Raw genomic sequence first — 15,552 nt, forward strand, 5'->3', positions numbered from 1 at the left:
TCCGGCCGGGGCTGGAGATTTCAATGATCACCCTGATCGTCATCGGCGTCATCGTCGTCGTTCTGCTGTTTGTCGTCGTCGGCGCCTACAACAAACTGGTGGCGCTGGATCAATCGGCCAATCAGTCGTTCGCTGACATCGACGTGCAACTGAAGCAGCGTCAGGACCTGATTCCCAATCTGGTCGAGACGGTGAAGGGCTACGCCACGCACGAGCGCGGCACCCTGGACGCCGTGACCCAGGCCCGCGCCGCCGCCGCCGGGGCCACCACGGTCAACGACAAGGTGCAGGCCGAGAACATGCTGACTGGCGCGCTGGGGCGTCTGTTCGCCGTGTCGGAGGCCTATCCAGACTTGAAGGCCAACGCCAACTTCCAGCAGTTGCAGATGGACCTGTCGGACATCGAGAACAAGTTGGCCGCCGCGCGCCGCTTCTTCAACAATGCGGTCAGCGAGTTCAACGCCGTGCGCCGCCAGTTCCCGACCGTCCTGTTCGCCAGCATGTTCGGTTTTGGTTCGGACAAGCCCTTCTTCGACGTGGGCGAGGGCGAGCGCGCCGCCCTGAACGCGGCCCCGCCGACGGTGAAGTTCTAAGCCCCAATGGCGGTTTTCGGTCAGGCCGTCGGCCTCAAGACCCACATCTGGCAGAACAACACCCGCTCAGCGATCCTGTTGGCCGGGTTTCCGGTGCTGCTGGTGCTGATCCTGTTCGGCATTCAGGTGCTGATGATGGGGTTCGGCCTACTGCCCAACTCGGGCGGTAGCCTGTCGCAGGATCTGGCTCTGGCGGCGTCGATGCTAGGCTGGACCGTGCCGACGGCCCTGGTCGTGGCCGCGATCTGGTTCGTGATCGCCTATTTCGGCAACCAGGCGATGATCGACGCCATGACGGGCGCGCGGAAGGTCGAGCGCCGGGTAGAGCCTGAGCTCTACAACCTGCTGGAAAATCTGGCGATCTCGCGCGGGCTGCGGACGCCGACGCTGCGGATCATCGAGAGCCCGTCGCTGAACGCCTACGCGTCGGGCCTGCATGAGGGCAACTACAGCGTCAACGTCACGCGTGGGCTGATGCAGACCCTCAGCCGCGATGAGATGGAATGCGTCCTGGCGCACGAGCTGACTCACGTCATCAACAAGGACGTGCGGACCATGGTGATCGCCTCGATCTTTGCGGGCATCATCAGCGTGATCGCCGAACTGGTGTTCCGCAGCCTTTTCTATATGCGGGGCAACCGAGGCGGGAACAACAAGAACGCCATGCCGCTGGTTCTGATCGGGCTGGCCATCGGCGTAATCGGTTTCGGTCTGGCCGCAGTGATCCGCATGACTCTGTCGCGCACACGGGAATATGTGGCCGACGCGGGGGCGGTGGAGCTGACCAAGAACCCCGACGCCATGATCTCGGCGCTGAGGAAGGTGTCGGGCCAGTCGAAGCTGCAGGCGCCCGACGAACTGCGCGGTATGTTCCTGGACAATACGGCGGACAAGGCGGGCTTCTCCGGCCTGTTCGCCACCCACCCGCCGATCGAGAAGCGGATCGCGGCCGTGGTGAAGTTCGCCGGCGGTCGGGACGAGGGGCCGTGGGGACCGACGCCTTCGGTTGCATCCAGCACGGCCGTTCCGACGACCTGAGGTCTAGGGCAGTCGCTCCCAGCCCAGGGGCCGCAGCGCCTCCATGGGCCTGAACTTGGCCTTGTAGTCCATCTTGGGTGAGCCCTGAACCCAGTAGCCCAGATAGACGTAGGGCAGGCCGACCAGGGCTGCCTGGCGCAGGTGATCCATGATGGCGAACTGGCCGAGGCTGCGGCGCTCCAGATCGGGGTCGAAGAAGCTGTAGACCATCGACAGGCCGTCATGCAGCAGGTCGGTCAGGCAGACCCCGACCAGATCGCCGGGGCCGTCGTCGGTCGCGGGCAGACGGTATTCGATCAGGTGGGTGCGGACGGCGGTATCCTCGACCATCGACACATAGTCGGACCAGCCCATGTCGCTCATGCCGCCGCCGGGGTGGCGGGTGGTCAGATAGCGGCGCAGCAGGTCGAACTGCTCGGTCGTCGCCTCGGCCTCGACCAGATCGCGCGACAGGTCGGCGTTGCGATTCAGGATCTTGCGCTGCGAGCGAGAGAAGGCGAACTCGGCTACCGGGATGCGAACCGACACGCAAGCCGCGCAGGCCTCGCAGGCCGGGCGATAGGCGATGTTCTGACTGCGTCGGAAACCGGCCTGGGTCAGGGCGTCATTGACGTCGGCGCCGTCGCTGAAGGGCAGGTTGGCGAAGACCTTGCGCTCGAACTGACCCGGCAGATAGGGGCAGGGCGCGTTGGCGGTCATGAAGAACCGCAGTTGCCGGGTCGGAAAATGCTGGGTCACGGCCTTACGTCCGGTCCCGATCGTTTCGGCAGGTCTGCGCGCGGGGTCGTCATGTTTCGATTTGGCGCGCAACCGGCGGATTTCGCAAGCGCCGTGAGAGCGGCGCTCGCCGTCACAGGCTGGTGTCCGTGGGCAGGACCGGCGCCTCGCGCAGCAGGACGATGGCGATGCGGCGGTTGCCGGCCAGCGACGGGTCGTCGGGATAGAGGGGGTCGGAGCCCGCCTTGCCCGCTACCGAATAGACCCGGTCGGCGTTCACGCCCGCCCCCTGCAGCGTCAGACGCGAGGCGTTGGCGCGTTCAGCGGACAGAGCCCAGTCGCCCGCGCCGCTGGCGCGGCTGGAGCCGGCCACGGCGCTGGTGTGGCCGGTGATGGAGATACGGTTGGGCAGTTGGTTGATGACCTTGGCGATGGCCCGCAGCAGCAACTGGGCGCGCGGATTGGGGCGTGACGACCCGTTCTCGAACATCGAGCGGCCTTCCTGATCGACCAACTGGATGCGCAGACCCTCGGGCGTCTGGTCGATGATCAACTGTTTCGACAGTTCGGCCAGTTCGGGCATGGCCTGCATGGCCTGGCGCAGGGATTCGGCGGCGCTGGCGAAGTCGGCGGCCTCACGCCGGGCGATCTCGGCGCGCAGGGCGGATTCGCTGGCGCCGGCCAGGTTGGTGCTCTGGCCGGCTTCTTCAGGCGATTGCGGGGCTTCGGGCGCCAGTTGTTCGATCATGGCCATGGAGCCTGAGCTCTTGGCGCCGTCGTCGCCCAGGGCGGTGCCGCCCAGGATGCCGCCGGAACCGGAGGTCGAGGCCGAGACGTTGGCCGGGGCGAAGTATTCGGCGATGCCGCGCTTTTGCTCCGGGTCGGTCGTGTTGATCAGCCACATCAGCAGGAAGAAGGCCATCATGGCGGTCACGAAGTCGGCGTAGGCCACCTTCCAGGCCCCGCCGTGGTGACCGCCGGCGGTCACCTTCTTCACCTTCTTGATGAGGATCGGACGATCGCTCGCGGACATGGGCAGGCCAATCTTAACGTCGTTTGTTAGCCCTGAATCCCACGACGGCCGTTAAGAAGCGGTTGCGGCGCGGTCGTTTCCGAGAGCGGCCTTGCCCGGTGGCGGTCCACGGCTTAGGTCAGGCGCGTGACTGGGTCCTCATCATCCTCCGAATTCGACGCCAAGGCCTATCGCAAGGCGCTGGGCGGTTTCGCCACGGGCGTTTGCGTGGTGACGGCCCATACCGCCGAGGGGCCGTTGGGCATTACGGTGAACAGCTTCACTTCGGTGTCGCTGGACCCGCCGCTGGTGCTGTGGTGCCTGGACATCAAGTCGGACCGACATGACGCCTTTGCCGGGGCCGAGCGGTTCGCCGTGCACATGCTGCCGGTTGAGGATCAGGCCATGTCGGACCGCTTCGCCTGGGGCGTTTGCACCCTGTCGGACGACGAGTTCGAGGTCGGCGACCCCGCGCCGCCGCGTCTGCGCAACGCCGTGACGCGGCTGGACTGCGCGACCCACGACCGCATCGTCATGGGCGACCATCTGGTTATCGTCGGTCGGGTCGCGGCCTTTGACACCCACCCCGGCGACGCTCTGACCTATTTCCGCGGCAAGTACGGACAGGCCGTCGATCCGACGGCCTGAACCGGATCAGGCCCCCAGCAGCCTTGCCGCCTTGGGCGCGAAGTAGCTGAGGACGCCGGAGGCGCCCGCGCGCTTGAAGGCGTGCAGGGTTTCCAGGATGGCGCGGTCTTCCTCCAGCCAGCAGTTGGCGATGGAGGCCTGCATCATCGCGTACTCGCCGGACACCTGATAGGCGAAGGTCGGGACCTTGAAGGTGTCGGAAACCAGCCGGACGATGTCGAGATAGGGCAGGCCCGGCTTGACGATCAGGGCGTCGGCGCCCTCGGAAATGTCCATCGCCACCTCGCGCAGCGCCTCGTCGGCGTTGGCGTAGTCCATCTGATAGGTCTTCTTGTCGCCGGTCAGGGACTTGGACGAGCCCACCGCGTCGCGATAGGGGCCGTAAAAGGCCGAGGCGTACTTGGCGGCGTAGCTGATGATCAGGGTGTCCGACAGGCCGTTGGCTTCAAGGGCTTCGCGGATGGCCTGGACCCGGCCGTCCATCATGTCGGACGGGGCCACGGCGTCGGCGCCGGCGTGGGCGTGGATGAAGGCCTGTTCGACCAGACGCTCGATGCTGGCGTCGTTGAGGATGCAGCCGTTTTCAAGAACCCCGTCGTGGCCGTGGTCGGTGTAGCAGTCCAGGGCCACATCGGTCATGACGCCGATCTCGGGCGCAGCGTCCTTGATGGCCTTGATGCAGTCGGGGATTAGGCCGTCCGGGTCGCTGGCGGCCGTGCCGACGCTGTCCTTGATGGCTCCGTCCACATTGGGGAAGAGGGCGATCATGGGGATGCCCAGATCGCGGGCCTCGACGGCGGCCTTGGCGGCCTCCTTGGGCGACAGGCGGAAGACGCCCGGCATGGAGGCGACCGGAACGCGGTCCTCGGCGCCGTCGTGGACGATGATCGGCCAGATCAGGTCGGCGGGCGTCAGGGTCGTCTCGGCGACCAGACGGCGCACCCAGGGCTGCGAACGCAGGCGGCGCGGACGGGCGTAAGGGAAGGCGGCGGGCTGGAAGGGCAGGGTCATGGTGCGCTCATAGTCCCCAAGACGGGGTAGGGAAACGGCTTTGGGGAAGGCATATCGGAAACCCGACGCGAAAAAACAGAGTCCAATTCGTCCAATGAGTCTGAAATCGTCGTGTCGAGAGGCAGAGGTTAGCGCGCGCCTGCGTCATGGACGGACACAAGATGCGGCGCAGGGCGCTGGCGGGGTGACGTTTCGCCGGGGCTTGGATAGAAGCAGCATGAACGCCCCGTCAGAGGGCCAGAGTCGGGAGTATTAGATCATGGACTTCGCCCTCAACGACGACCAGCGCGCCATCCAGGACGCGGCGCGGGCCTTTGCCGACGCCGAGTTGGCGCCGCACTCGGCCCAGTGGGACGAGGACAAGCATTTCCCGGTCGAGGTGATGAAGTCGGCGGCCGAGATGGGCTTCTGCGGCATCTATACCGGCGAGGAACACGGCGGCATGGCCCTGGGCCGCGTCGAGGCCGCGGTGATCTTTGAGGAGTTGTCGCGCGGGGACGTGGCGACGGCGGCCTTCATCTCGATCCATAACATGGCCACGTGGATGATCGACAAGTTCGGGTCGGCCGACCTGCGCTCGCGCTTCGTGCCGTCGCTGGTGACGATGGACAAGATGGCCAGCTACTGCCTGACCGAGCCGGGCTCGGGGTCGGACGCGGCGGCGCTGCGGACGACGGCGGTGCGCGACGGCGACCACTATGTGCTGAATGGCTCCAAGGCCTTCATTTCTGGCGCGGGCGTGTCGGACGTCTATGTCGTCATGGTTCGCACCGGAGCCGAGGGCGCGCGCGGCGTCTCGACCATCGTGGTCGAGGCGGGAACGCCCGGCCTGTCGTTCGGGGCCAATGAGAAGAAGATGGGCTGGAACGCCCAGCCGACCGCCGTGGTCAGCTTCGACGACTGCCGCGTGCCGGTCGGCAATCTGGTGGGCGAGGAGGGCGCGGGCTTCAAGTACGCCATGGCCGGTCTGGACGGCGGGCGCCTGAACATCGCCGCCTGCTCGCTGGGCGGGGCGCGGCTGGCGCTGGAGACGGCGCAGGAATACGTCACCACCCGCAAGCAGTTCGGTCAGGCCATCGGCCAGTTCCAGGCCCTGCAGTTCCGCTTGGCCGACATGGCGACGGACCTAGAGGCGGCGCGCCTGATGGTGCAGCGCGGGGCCTGGGCCATCGACAATGACCACCCGGAAAAGACCAAGTGGTGCGCCATGGCCAAGCGTCTGGCCACCGACGCCTGCTTCCAGCTGGCTGACGAGGCGCTGCAACTGCACGGCGGCTACGGCTATCTGAAGGACTATCCGCTGGAGCGGATCGTGCGCGACCTGCGGGTCCACCGCATCCTGGAAGGCACCAACGAGATCATGCGCGTGATCATCGCGCGGGAGCTGGCGCGCTAAGCGTCAGCCGCAGCGCCTCGCCAGCGTCACCAGGGCGGCGGACTGGCCCAGATACCAGGGCTCGTCCGCCTCGTTCGGGGCGTGGAAATCGACGTTGCGCGCCTGTTTCAGGGCGGCCTGTCCCTCGGGCGATAGAGTGTAGACCTGTCGGTCCATCTCATCGACGGAGTGCGTCAGGCTGTAGTCTGTGTTATCGATCGTCACGGCCAGGACGCGCTCGCTGGGGATGGCCGATCCCGGAAAATCATAGAAATACTGGAATGTAACCCGCCCGTCCGCACAGTGCGCGCGCGTGATGACCGAGGTGAAGTTCCAGCTCAGGAAACTGGCCACCGGGCCTTCGCCTGATACGTCATGCGCCACCCATTGTGCGCTCCTTTCATCGACGGGAGTAGCAGTCAGGGTCAGGGCGGCTGTCACAGCGGCGATGAGCATGGGGAGCCTTTCGTTTGCAGACAGCGCATACCACCGGTGCGGCGGTGCGAATGCAAGCGGGTCCTGGCTTTACCCGCGACGGCGTCGGCTCTAGATCGAGGCTATGAGCATCGAAGCTGAAGTCATCACCCGCGTCGAGAACGGCGTCGGCCGCATCACCCTGAACCGGCCCAAGGCGATCCATGCGCTGAACCGGAGCATGTGCGAGACGATGATTGCGGCGCTGCTGGCCTGGCGTGGCGACGACGCCGTGAAGTCGGTCCTGATCGACCATGCCGGCGAGCGCGGATTCTGCGCCGGGGGCGATATCCGCATGATCGCCGAGAGCGGGTCAGGGGATGCGTCGGAGGCCAGAGCCTTCTTCAAGACCGAGTATCAGCTGAACCATCTGATGTTCGAATACCCCAAGCCGATCACGGCCATCGTCGACGGCATCGTCATGGGCGGCGGCGTGGGCATCAGCGAGCCGGCGGACGTCCGCATCGCCACCGAGCGCACTACCTACGCCATGCCCGAGACGGGCATCGGCCTGTTCCCCGATGTGGGCGGCGGCTGGTTCCTGCCGCGTCTGCCGGGACAGACCGGCGTCTGGCTGGCCCTGACGGGCGCACGGCTGAAGGCGGCGGATACGGTGGCGCTGGGTATTCACACCCATTTCGTGCCGAGCGATGGCGTCGAGGCGTTGAAGGCGGAATTGCTGGCCGCGGCCGGTGATCCCAAGGCTGTGGTTGACCGTCTCGCGGGTGACGCGGGTCCGGCTCCGCTCGACCCGCACCGTGAGGCCATCGACCGGCTGTTCGCCTTTGACACCGTCGAGGAGATCTTCGCCGCGCTGGAGGCCGACGGGTCGGAATGGGCGCTGAAGCAGTTGGAGACGCTGAAGACCAAGTCGCCGCAGTCGCTGAAGGTCAGCCTGCGCCAGATCCGCACCGGGGCGCGGCTGTCGTCCTTCGCCGACAACATGGCTATGGAATATGCGCTGGGCGGCCGGGTGGTGCAAACCCACGACTTCCAGGAAGGCGTCCGCGCCGTCATCGTCGACAAGGACAATGCGCCGAAGTGGTCGCCCGCCGACCTGTCGGGCGTCAATGAGGCGACGCTGGACGCCCTGTTCGCGCCCCTGTCCGCCGACGAGGCCTGGTCGCCGCTCTGAAAAGGTCGCTGCAGCGCAACATTTGTTGTTCCGAGACGCCTTGAGGGCTATCTAGACGGCATGAGTAAGCGCTGGACCCCTGAATCCTGGAGAAACAAGCCCGTCGTGCATATGCCGACGGACTATCCTGACATGGCCGAACTGGCCCGTGTCGAAGACGAGCTGCGGGCCATGCCGCCCCTGGTGTTTGCCGGCGAGGCCCGCAAACTGACCCAGCATCTCGCGCAGGTGGAGGCGGGCGACGCCTTCCTGCTTCAGGGCGGCGACTGCGCCGAGAGCTTCAAGGAGTTCTCGACCGACAACATCCGCGACACCTTCCGCCTGATCCTGCAGATGGCGGTGGTCCTGACCTTCGCCGGTCGCAAGCCGGTGGTGAAGGTCGGCCGCATCGCCGGTCAGTTCGCCAAGCCGCGCTCGTCGCCGCTGGAAGAGATCGGCGGGGTCGAGCTGCCGTCCTACCGCGGCGACATCATCAACGGCATGGGCTTCACGCCGGAAGAGCGCGTGCCCGATCCGCAGCGCCTGCTGAAGGCCTACAACCAGTCGGCCTCGACGCTGAACCTGCTGCGCGCCTTTGCCGGCGGCGGCTATGCCGATCTGTACAACATCCATCGCTGGACGCTTGGCTTTGCCGACAACGGCGCGGGCGCGGCCTACCGCGAACTGGCCGACAAGATCACCGAGGCCCTGGCCTTCATGGAGGCGGTCGGCGTCACGCCCGAGACGCATCCTGATCTGTCGCGTGTCGAGGTCTTCACCAGCCACGAAGCCCTACTGCTGAACGTCGAGAGCGCCCTGACGCGTCTGGAAGGCTCGTCGGGCGAGTGGTTCGACACCTCGGCCCACATGCTGTGGATCGGCGAGCGCACCCGTCAGCTGGACGGCGCGCACATCGAGTTCATGCGCGGCATTTCGAACCCCATCGGCGTCAAGTGTGGGCCGACCATGACGGCGGAAGACATCCTGCCGCTGATCGACGCCCTGAACCCGAACAATATCCCGGGCCGTCTGACCCTGATCGGCCGCTTCGGCCACGACAAGGTCGGCGATCGCCTGCCGGCCCTGATGCGGGCGGTGAAGGCCGAGGGCAAGCGCGTCATCTGGTCGATCGACCCGATGCACGGCAATACGCTCAAGGCCGCCAACGGCTACAAGACCCGGCCGTTCGACCGCGTCATGGGCGAGGTCCGCACCTTCATCGACGTGGCGGAGGCCGAGGGCGTCCACCCCGGCGGCGTCCATCTGGAGATGACCGGTCAGAACGTCACCGAATGCCTGGGCGGCGCCCAGGCGGTGACTGAGGACGATCTGTCGAGCCGCTATCACACCCACTGCGATCCGCGTCTGAACGCGGATCAGGCGCTGGAACTGGCCTTCCTGGTGGCTGAACGCCTCAAGGCTGGCCGTCAGGCGCGCGCCGAGGCCGCGTGACCACGCCGACTGAAGACGAAGGACCGGGCCGCGTCGCCTATCAGGGCGCGCCCGGCGCCTTCAGCCACGAAGCCTGCCTCGACCTGCGTCCGTGGGACGAGGCGGTTGGTTTTGAGACGTTTCAGGGGGCCATCGAGGCTCTGCTGTCGGGCGACTGCCAGTCGGCGCTGATCCCGGTCGAGAACTCGACCATCGGCGTGGTCGAGCCCGCCGCTACCCTGGTGCGCGAGGCGGGTCTGATGGTGGTCAGCGAGGCCTGGCGTCCGATCCGGCTGGCCCTTCTAGGCCTGCCGGAGGCGCGTCTGTCGGACATCAGGACGGCCGAGAGTCACCCGGTGGCTTTGCAGCAGTGCTCCAAGGCTCTGGGTGAGATGAAGATCGCCTCGGTCGAGGTCTTCGATACTGGCGGCGCGGCTGCTGCGGTGGCCGAGGCGGGTGATCTGACCCGCGCGGCGGTCGCGCCCGCCCGCGCGGCCGAGGTCTATGGTCTGTCGGTTCTGCGCAACGATCTGCAGGATTTCAGCGACAACCGGACGCGATTTGTCCTGCTAAGCGCTCCAAGAGCCTGATCGGTTGAGGCGAAATCGCTTCGCGATTTCTCCGATGCCGAGAATCAGGCTCTCGCATTATTCTTGAGCGAATATCTGGGTTCGAATGTGAAAACATTCGAACCGATTTCGCTCTGGGGCTTGACCGCGCATAGTCTTTGCGCGCTTAAGGAAGGATCGGATCGACCCTGATCCTGAAACCGGACCGGATTCATGTCCTCGCTGCGCGCACAACTGACCCTTGAAACCACCACGCGCGCGGTGGCCGGCTTTTATTTTGGCTACGGCTATTACGGCTTTCGATACGCCGGCTGAGGCGTCGGGCTTTTAACCAACCCTGACAGTCTCGCTGGCGACCGCTTCTCCTGAGCGGCCCCTGCACGCGTCCCTGCCTGATGTTTCGGCGGACGCGATCTCCCCATCGAAATTCGAATGCCGAAAGCCAAATCCCATGCCGCAATCCAACATCCAGCAAGTCTGGCCCGCTGAACAAGCCGAACTGAGCCCCGAGCAGAAGGCGCTGGCCGCCCTGCGCGCCGAGATCGACAGCCTGGACGATCAAATTCTCGAACTGTTCGAGCGCCGTCTCGCCGTCGCCGCCCAGGTGGGCAAGGCCAAGGACGCCCCGACCGGCCCCCACACCAAGCTGCGCCCCGACCGCGAACAGGCCGTTCAGGCCCGCGTCCTGAAGCAGTGCGAACCGGAAAACCGCGAGGCGGTCGAGCACCTGTGGCGCGAGATCGTCGGCTGGGGTCTGGCCCGCCAGGGCCGCCTGCAGGTCCACGTCTGGGCGCCGATTGATCCGTCCAAGGCCGTGGACGGCGCCCGTCTGCGTTTCGGCGCTGCCGCCGACATCAAGCTGGTCCGCGATCCGCAGGCTGCGCTGGCGCACGCCGCCGAAGGTCATGGTGTCGCCGTTCTGTCGATCAACACCGAGGACGCCTGGTGGATGGGTCTGCGTCGCGAATGGTCGATGCTGAGCGTCTTCGACGGCTACGGCGGCGAGACCCCGACCTCGCTGGCCGTGGGCAAGATCGATCCTCCGGCTCTGCCGACGGGCCGCCGCGTGGTGGTGACGGTCGGCGGCGACGCCGGCGACGGCTCGGGCGCGCGTCGTTGGGGCCTGAACACCAACCATGGCTGGACCCTGGCCCTGACCGACGCCGACGTGGCGCCGGGCGATGTGGAAGGCTGCGTCGGCGCTATCGGCTGACGGCGAGAGCTTAACGATCGTTAAGTCTGTTCCTCAACCCTGTCTCAAAAGACTGGGTTCAGCATGGCGGCATGAAGGCTTCCGTCATCCTGCGGCTCGGATCGGTCAGCGCCCTTGCGGCGTTGCTGTCCGGCTGTGGCATGGCCGAGGCTGATCCGCACCGGTTCGAGGGCGTGGCTGAACGGATCGCCGCCATTCCTCTGTCAGCCAAGTCTGCGCCCACGCGGGAGCCCGCAGGGCCGCGCAACGCTGAAGAGGCGGGGCTGCGTCCGCTGAAGGTCGAGCTTCTGACGCCGCATCAACTTTGGGACGCCCGTGACGGGTTGACCTCCAAGGCTGCTGCGGTTCTGCCGGCCATGCCTCCTGTGTTTCATGATCCCGAGGCGCCGCCCGAGGTGCAGGCTGCGGCGTCCGTGCAGCGCGAGGCTCAGCCCTTGCGTCGGGTCGCCGTCACGGCGCCGTCTTCGGCTGTTCTGATTCAACTGGGCGCCTACGCCAGTCAAGCTTCGGCCCTGGCGGCGTGGGAACGGCTAGGACAGGGTGGCAGCGGCCTGAACCCGGTTTTCGAGCCGGTCGAGGTCAATGGGCGGCGACTGGTTCGGCTGAAGGTTCGTGCTGGATCGACCCAGGCCAGGGCCCTTTGCGAGCGCGCGGCGGCGTCCGATCCCTGGTGCGTTCGGGCCGCAGAGGCGGCGTCGTCCACAGGCGCGGCTTAAGGTTTCGTTGACGACTGACGCCCTTGGGCTGATCTAGGGCGTCTGGGACGGGCCGCGACCGCTTGAGTCGCGACCGTCGAAACATTGGGGTCCAACATGGCGCAGCCTCAGGTCATCGTCATCGGCAATGAAAAGGGCGGGGCGGGCAAGTCCACCCTGGCCATTCACATCGTCACCGGCCTGCTGCACGCAGGCAAGAAGGTCGCCATCATCGATCTGGACCTGCGCCAGCGGTCGATGGAGCGCTTCTTCTCGAACCGCGCCGCCTGGACGGCGGCCAATGGTCACGATCTGCCGCTGCCGATCGTGCCCGACATGGGCGACGGCAAGGCCCTGGCCAAGGCCGACGAGGCCGAGCAGCTGGCGCGCTTCGACGCCGCCTATGCAGAGGCGCAAGTCGCCGACATCATCCTGATCGACACGCCGGGCGGCGACACGGCCCTGTCGCGCGCGGCGCATGGCCGCGCCGATCAGATTGTCACGCCGATGAACGACAGCTTCGTCGACTTCGACCTGCTGGGCGAGGTCGATCCGGTGACGCTGGAGCTGAAGAAGCCCTCCATCTATTCCGAGAGCGTCTGGGAGGCGCGCAAGCATCGCGCCATCACCGAGGGGCGTCAGGTGACGATCGACTGGATCGTCGTCACCAACCGTCTGGCCGTGGCCGAGGCGCGCAACCGGCGCCGTCTGGAAGAGCGGATGAAGAAGCTGGCCAAGCGCGTCGGCTTCCGTGTCGGGCCGGGCCTGCGCGACCGGGTCATCTATCGCGAGCTGTTCCCGTTCGGCCTGACCGTCGCCGACCTGTCGAACGACATCCGCCCGGTGTCGGTTTCGCTGGCCCACGTGGCCGCGCGTCAGGAAATGCGCAACCTGATGCAGGCCATGGGTCTGGACGACGTGACGGGCGGAGCCCTGGCTCCGCTGGACGCGGCGGCGGCCTGATCGGCGCATGGGGCTGATCTGGCTGGGGCTGGCCGCCGTGGCGGTCTGGGCGCTGGCCCGACTGGGTCGTCAGACCGAGCGCGCGCGGCGCGGCCACTGGCGCATCTCTGCAACCATCCTCAGCACGGCCCTGTTCGCAGGCGCGGTTCTGGCTGCCTCGCGCGGGGTGTGGATCGCCGCGATCGGCATGGCGGGCGCCGGGTTGTGGCTGGCGGTGCAGTCGCGAATTCGCACGGCGGCTCCGCGTGGCGCTGTGGCCGAGCGTCTGACGGAGGCCGAGGCGCGCTCGATACTAGGCGTTTCGTCCGACGCCACGCCTGAGGCCGTGCAGGCGGCCTGGCGCCGCGTGATGGCGCGGGCGCATCCCGATCAGGGAGGGACAGAAGGGCTTGCGGCGCGCGTGAACGCTGCGCGGGATCGGCTGTTGAAGGGGTAAGGCCCCTTCAAGCCCTTAATGCCGTCATTCCGGGGCCGCGTAGCGGAACCCGGAACCCAGGCTTCTCATCCATACTGAAGGGCGGCGGTGCTTGAGGCCGCCGCCTGGGTCCCGGATCGGCCTTGCAGGCCGTCCGGGATGACGGATGCGCGGCTTAAACGTCCAGATCGGCGACGGCGAAGCGGGCGTTGTCCTGGATGAACTGGTAACGGGCCTCGGCCTTGCGGCCCATCAGGCGTTCGACCAGATCCTCGATCTCTTCCTCGCTGTCGGGCAGGGAGACGCGCGCCAGGGTCCGCTTCTTCGGGTCCATGGTGGTCTCCTTCAACTGGGAGGCCATCATCTCGCCAAGGCCCTTGAAGCGGCCGATCTCGACCTTCTTGCCCTTGAACACGGTGGCCAGCAGTTCGTCGCGGTGGGCGTCGTCGCGGGCGTATTCCGACAGGGGGCCGGCGCTGATGCGGTAGAGCGGCGGCAGGGCCATGAAGAGGCGACCCTGACGGATGGTCTCGGGCATGGAGCGATAGAAGAAGGTGATCAGCAGGGCCGCGATGTGGGCGCCGTCTACGTCAGCGTCGGTCATGATGACGATGCGCTCGTAGCGCAGGTCTTCGATGTTGAAGCGATTGCCGGGCTGGACGCCGAGCGCCAGGGCCAGATCCGACAGTTCGACGTTGGCGCGCAGCTTGTCGGCGGTGGCAGAGGCGACGTTCAGGATCTTGCCGCGCAGGGGCAGGATGGCCTGGGTGGTGCGGTCGCGCGCCTGCTTGGCCGAACCGCCGGCCGAGTCGCCCTCGACGATGAACAGTTCGGTGCCCTCGGCGGCCTGGCGTGAGCAGTCCGACAGCTTGCCGGGCAGACGCAGCTTGCGCGTGGCGGCGGCGCGCTGAACTTCCTTGTCCTTGCGGCGACGCAGACGGTCCTCGGCGCGGTCGATGACGAAGCCGAGCAGGGCGTTGGCCTGCTTGGGGCTTTCGGTCAGCCAGTGGTCGAAGGGGTCGCGCAGCAGTTGTTCGGTCAGGCGCTGGCCCTCGGGCGAGGACAGGCGGTCCTTGGTCTGGCCCTGGAATTCCGGGTTGCGGATGAAGACCGAGATCAGGGCGCCGGCGTTGGCGATGACGTCCTCGGCCGTGATCTGGGCCGCGCGCTTCTCGTTGGTCAGTTCGCCATAGGCCTTCAGGCCCTTGACCAGGGCGGCGCGGAAGCCAGCCTCGTGCGTGCCGCCGTCGGGGGTCGAGACGGTGTTGCAGTAGGAGCCGATGAAGCTGTCGGCGTCGCCGAAGCCGATGGGTGACCAGGTGACGGCCCATTCCAGCGCGCCCGCCTCGCCCTTGCGCTCTGCGCGGCCAGCGAAGACGGGGGTGACGGTTTCCAGCTCGCCCACGCGCTCGGCTAGGGCGTCGGCCAGACCGCCGGGGAAGTGGAGGGTGGCTTCAGCCGGGGTGGCGTCGGTGATGCGTTCAGGGGCGCAGGTCCATTTGATCTCGACGCCACGGAACAGATAGGCCTTGGCGCGGGCCATGCGGTAGAGGCGCGCGGGCTTGAAGGCCGCGCCGACGCCGAAGATCTGCTCGTCCGGGTGGAAGCGGATCAGGGTGCCCTTCTTCTTGGACGCGCCGATCTGCTGAATGGGGCCTTGGACCAGGCCGCGGCTGAAGGACTGACGCCATTCAAAGCCGTCGCGCCAGACGGTGACGTTCAGATGGTCCGACAGGGCGTTGACCACCGAGACGCCGACGCCGTGCAGGCCGCCCGAGGTCTCATAGGCCTTGCCCGAGAACTTGCCGCCCGAGTGCAGCACGGTCATGACGACTTCCAGCGCCGACTTGCCCGGGTGCTTGGGGTGGGGGTCGACCGGAATGCCGCGTCCGTCGTCGCGCACCGACAGGAAGCCGTCGGCGTCCAGATCGACGGTGATCAGCTTGGCGTGCTTGGCGACGGCCTCGTCCATCGCGTTGTCGAGGACTTCGGCGAAGAGGTGGTGCAGGGCGCGTTCGTCGGTGCCGCCGATATACATGCCGGGGCGTTTGCGGACGGGCTCCAGCCCCTCCAGAACTTCGATCGAGGAGGCGGAATAACCGGTCGCGGCGGCGGTCGCCGTGCTGGCGTGCGTCGTCAGCTCGACCTTGGGCTCATGTACGGGGGGCGGCGCAACGGGGGCGGTCGGCGCAACGACGGGCTGAGGCGAGGCGGGGGCCTTCGTCTCCGCCTCCGGGCGGGTGGGTTCAGCGTCGTCGAGGGTAGAGAACAGGTCGGCCATCGG

At 66.8% G+C, this 15,552-nt stretch carries 16 protein-coding genes; 11 read left to right on the forward strand and 5 right to left on the reverse strand.

The genetic code is table 11. The features are described 5' to 3' along the window. Positions 1-23 precede the first annotated feature (23 nt). On the forward strand, positions 24-593 hold the full coding sequence (locus CQ039_RS04580) for a LemA family protein (protein WP_105564019.1): 570 nt from the start codon (positions 24-26) through the stop codon (positions 591-593). Positions 594-599: 6 nt separating this feature from the next. Continuing rightward, the gene (locus CQ039_RS04585; RefSeq protein WP_105564020.1) at positions 600-1,631 is read left to right on the forward strand and encodes a M48 family metallopeptidase; all 1,032 of its coding nucleotides are present in this window, start codon (positions 600-602) and stop codon (positions 1,629-1,631) included. A gap of 3 nt (positions 1,632-1,634) precedes the next feature. On the opposite strand, the gene CQ039_RS04590 is transcribed toward CQ039_RS04585, so the two are convergent. Together CQ039_RS04590 and CQ039_RS04595 are read right to left on the reverse strand one after the other, a co-directional pair. After that, positions 1,635-2,369: an arginyltransferase gene (locus tag CQ039_RS04590; RefSeq protein WP_105564021.1), complete on the reverse strand. Its 735-nt coding sequence runs from the start codon at positions 2,367-2,369 to the stop codon at positions 1,635-1,637. 112 nt (positions 2,370-2,481) lie between these two features. Then, on the reverse strand, positions 2,482-3,381 hold the full coding sequence (locus CQ039_RS04595) for a flagellar motor protein MotB (RefSeq protein ID WP_105564022.1): 900 nt from the start codon (positions 3,379-3,381) through the stop codon (positions 2,482-2,484). A gap of 126 nt (positions 3,382-3,507) precedes the next feature. On the opposite strand from CQ039_RS04595, the gene CQ039_RS04600 reads away from it, so the two are divergent. Beyond that, a complete protein-coding gene (locus CQ039_RS04600; protein WP_105564023.1) occupies positions 3,508-4,008 on the forward strand; it encodes a flavin reductase family protein in 501 nt (166 codons plus the stop codon). A 6-nt stretch (positions 4,009-4,014) separates the two neighbouring features. On the opposite strand, the gene hemB is transcribed toward CQ039_RS04600, so the two are convergent. After that, complete coding sequence (gene hemB / locus CQ039_RS04605) at positions 4,015-5,019, reverse strand: porphobilinogen synthase (RefSeq protein ID WP_105564024.1); 1,005 nt, start codon at positions 5,017-5,019, stop codon at positions 4,015-4,017. A gap of 259 nt (positions 5,020-5,278) precedes the next feature. Between hemB and CQ039_RS04610 the strand changes: the two genes are divergently transcribed. Next, the gene (locus CQ039_RS04610; RefSeq protein WP_105564025.1) at positions 5,279-6,415 is read left to right on the forward strand and encodes an isobutyryl-CoA dehydrogenase; all 1,137 of its coding nucleotides are present in this window, start codon (positions 5,279-5,281) and stop codon (positions 6,413-6,415) included. A 3-nt stretch (positions 6,416-6,418) separates the two neighbouring features. Here CQ039_RS04610 and CQ039_RS04615 read toward each other — a convergent pair whose 3' ends face one another. Then, positions 6,419-6,850, reverse strand: a complete 432-nt coding sequence (locus CQ039_RS04615; protein ID WP_105564026.1) for a hypothetical protein — start codon at positions 6,848-6,850, stop codon at positions 6,419-6,421. A 103-nt stretch (positions 6,851-6,953) separates the two neighbouring features. Here CQ039_RS04615 and CQ039_RS04620 point away from each other — a divergent pair, with 103 nt between their 5' ends. The 7 genes from CQ039_RS04620 to CQ039_RS04650 all read left to right on the forward strand — a co-directional run bounded on the left by CQ039_RS04620 (position 6,954) and on the right by CQ039_RS04650 (position 13,289). Further along, complete coding sequence (locus tag CQ039_RS04620) at positions 6,954-8,003, forward strand: enoyl-CoA hydratase/isomerase family protein (RefSeq protein ID WP_105564027.1); 1,050 nt, start codon at positions 6,954-6,956, stop codon at positions 8,001-8,003. Positions 8,004-8,063: 60 nt separating this feature from the next. Next, a complete protein-coding gene (locus CQ039_RS04625) occupies positions 8,064-9,434 on the forward strand; it encodes a class II 3-deoxy-7-phosphoheptulonate synthase (RefSeq protein ID WP_105564028.1) in 1,371 nt (456 codons plus the stop codon). Next, positions 9,431-10,003, forward strand: a complete 573-nt coding sequence (locus tag CQ039_RS04630; RefSeq protein WP_105564029.1) for a prephenate dehydratase domain-containing protein — start codon at positions 9,431-9,433, stop codon at positions 10,001-10,003. The genes CQ039_RS04625 and CQ039_RS04630 overlap by 4 nt, the downstream gene beginning before the upstream one ends. Before the next feature lie 430 nt (positions 10,004-10,433). Beyond that, positions 10,434-11,195, forward strand: a complete 762-nt coding sequence (locus CQ039_RS04635) for a chorismate mutase (protein WP_105564030.1) — start codon at positions 10,434-10,436, stop codon at positions 11,193-11,195. 71 nt (positions 11,196-11,266) lie between these two features. Beyond that, on the forward strand, positions 11,267-11,911 hold the full coding sequence (locus tag CQ039_RS04640) for an SPOR domain-containing protein (protein ID WP_105564031.1): 645 nt from the start codon (positions 11,267-11,269) through the stop codon (positions 11,909-11,911). Between the two features lie 96 nt (positions 11,912-12,007). After that, on the forward strand, positions 12,008-12,853 hold the full coding sequence (locus CQ039_RS04645; RefSeq protein ID WP_105564032.1) for a division plane positioning ATPase MipZ: 846 nt from the start codon (positions 12,008-12,010) through the stop codon (positions 12,851-12,853). Positions 12,854-12,860: 7 nt separating this feature from the next. After that, complete coding sequence (locus tag CQ039_RS04650; protein ID WP_105564033.1) at positions 12,861-13,289, forward strand: molecular chaperone DnaJ; 429 nt, start codon at positions 12,861-12,863, stop codon at positions 13,287-13,289. 154 nt (positions 13,290-13,443) lie between these two features. Here CQ039_RS04650 and CQ039_RS04655 read toward each other — a convergent pair whose 3' ends face one another. Beyond that, a complete protein-coding gene (locus CQ039_RS04655) occupies positions 13,444-15,549 on the reverse strand; it encodes a DNA topoisomerase IV subunit B (protein ID WP_233191895.1) in 2,106 nt (701 codons plus the stop codon). Between the last annotated feature and the right edge of the window lie 3 nt (positions 15,550-15,552).

This window comes from Brevundimonas sp. MYb52, assembly GCF_002979535.1.
Lineage (GTDB): Bacteria > Pseudomonadota > Alphaproteobacteria > Caulobacterales > Caulobacteraceae > Brevundimonas.